At 69.5% G+C, this 2,510-nt stretch carries 1 protein-coding gene and 1 pseudogene; one reads left to right on the top strand and one right to left on the bottom strand.

Annotation, left to right across the window (positions count from 1 at the left end; all coding sequences use genetic code 11):
- Positions 1-1,236: SpoIID/LytB domain-containing protein (locus JZ791_RS43920; protein ID WP_216903883.1), on the bottom strand; the 1,236-nt coding region annotated here is incomplete at its 3' end.
- A gap of 226 nt (positions 1,237-1,462) precedes the next feature.
- On the opposite strand from JZ791_RS43920, the pseudogene JZ791_RS43925 reads away from it, so the two are divergent.
- Positions 1,463-2,510, top strand: a pseudogene (locus JZ791_RS43925) (hypothetical protein); the annotation flags it as partial.

Consider the following 2,510-nt stretch of genomic DNA (forward strand, 5'->3'; position numbering starts at 1 on the left):
GGGCGTGGGTGTTCCCGCCGTTCCGGGGGTGGTTTGTGTTGCGTTGGGGGCCATTTGGAGCAGGGTGGCGAAGTCTACGACCTGGGCGCCCAGGGTGGGGGTGGCGACGATGACGCCGTTTCGGAACAGGCGGAAACTGCCCGTCTGGTCGGGGAGCGCTGATTCCGGGCCCAGCGGATCACCCAAAGTGCCTGTGGGCCCGCCCGTTTCGGCGTACTTCGTATCGATCACACTGGGGCCGGACGGGGTTGGTTGCGGGACAACGGGTTTGGCTGTGATGTCCGGTATCAGCTGGTCGGGGCTCGGGCCTAGAGTCATCGTCATGATGTCGCCGGGCTTTCCGCCGTTGGGCGCGGAGGAGTATTCGGTGTGCAGCAGGTGTCCGTCGCGCAGCAGCACCTGCCCGGCGGTGTCCCGCACGGCGGCGTCGCTGCGGGGGTCCTCCTTATCGGTGCCCGAATATGCCTGGCAGTCCTGGGTATCGCAGGTCTGGGCGTAGGGGTAGCGGGTTTCCGAGAGCGCGTAGGTGCGCGCGGCGATCGCCTGTGCGCGCAGCGCCTCGACCCCGCCCTGCTCGGCCCAGTCCGCCGACATCTCGGTCGGCACGACCCCGCGCAGATAGTCCTCGGTGTCGACCTGATCGACCGTGCGCATCTGGTCGCCGTCCAGGGCCACGCCGAGCGCGCCCCGATATCCGCCCCCGCCGCAGATCTTCAGGTGCTCGGCGGGCGGCCGGTCGGGGCCGGGATCGACCGGATGGGCCCAGGGGTCGTTGGTGGATCCGCGCCAGAGCACATCGCCCGAGCAACCAGCGGTGATGGTGACGCTCGCACCCCCGTCGGGTGTTGGCGTCAGGTGCGCGACCTGCCCGGGGACCACGTGCTGGTCGGCGACGGTGAGCCCGGCATCGGAATAGACGTCGAGGGTCTCGTTGTCCTCGCCCATCAGCCGGACCTTCACCATGGTCGGCGCGATCGAGGTCAGCTGGGCCCCCGGGTAGTAGTACTGCAGGATGCCCAGGGAGTTCATGCCCTGCTGGGATTTGTCGAACGCGCCGAGCTGGCTCATCCCCCGGCCGTGCCCCTCATCGACCCCGGCGGCCGACCGGACCGGTTCGGTATCCGGCCACACCAGGTAGACGCCCGCACCGCCCGCGCCGAGTGTGAGGCCCACCACACCCGCCGCCGCGGCACACCGACGACGCCGGTGCCGGTGAAGCAGATCGCCCTGTGTCATCACGCACTCCCACGGAGTTCTCGGGCGGAGACCCACCGGACGAGTTCGATCCCGTAATCGGCATGCCTAACCGCCGTGCGGCCATCCGAAAGCTACATTTCAGTCATCGACCTAATCCTAAACAAGACATTTAGACTTGTGACAGATGTGACTAGTGTGACGCCAGATCCGTCAGGAATCAACCATGTACTCCCGCTGACAGTCGCCGGATCTACCCGAATGGGAGATGCTCGTGCCGCATCGCAGACCGAAACGCTCGTTCGTACTCCCGGTCGTCACCACGCTCGCGGTCGCCGCGCCGCTGGCCTCCTACGCCGCGCACGACACGGCCGACTATCGCCCTGCGAACAACAGCGACCTCGCGGCGATCCCGGCGCAACTCGCCGAGGTGGCGCTGGCGCAGGCTCCCGACGTGGTGCTGCCGCTGCGCGAACTGACCGGCCTGAACCTGCCGGACCTGCACCTGGCGGACCTGAAACGACTACCGCTGCCACGCTCGATACCGCTGCCGACCGAACTCGTGCCGCCCGGAATTCTCCCGCCCGGCCTGCAACTCCCCGCACAGATCCCGCTGCCCCAGCTCGACAGGCCACAGGCGGGCGGCCCCGAGAGTACCTACCAGAACGCACCGCAGGGAGCGCTGGCGCCGCAGAACCAGCCGGGAGTGCAGATTCCCGCACCACCGGGCGCCCAGAACACGCTCACATCCGGTGCACAAACCTACGCACCACCGCAGGTACCCGGCGCACAAGCACCCACGGCACCACCGATACCCAACGCACAAGCCTTCGTCGCGCCGCAGGCACTCGCCGCACAGATCCCTGCGACACCGCAGGCACCCGGCGCACAAGCACCCACCGCACCACCGATACCCGATGCGCAAACCTTCGTCGCTCCACAGGTGCCCGGCGCGCAGACGCCCGCCGCACCGCAGGCACCCAGCATGCGGGCACCGGGCACCGGGCAGATCCCGGGCGCGCGAACACTGGATGCTCCCCGGGTTCCCGCCGCACAGGCTGCCGTCCTGACGCAGGGACAACCGGCCGCGACACCACAAATTCCCGGCGCGCCACAGATCTCCGCCGCGCCGCAGGCCCCTAGCGCACCCCGGGCGGCGTCCGGCCGGGGCTCGCAGCCGCAGGGCGCGGCCGTCTTCATCGACGAGCCGATCGATGCGTCCGGGAGCGAGACTCTGTCCCCAGCCCCGGAATCGGCCGCACCCACCGCGCCTCCGGCGCAGGCGCCCGCACCCGACCCCACCCCGGCGGCGGACC

The organism is Nocardia alni (assembly GCF_019038435.1).
GTDB lineage: Bacteria > Actinomycetota > Actinomycetes > Mycobacteriales > Mycobacteriaceae > Nocardia > Nocardia alni.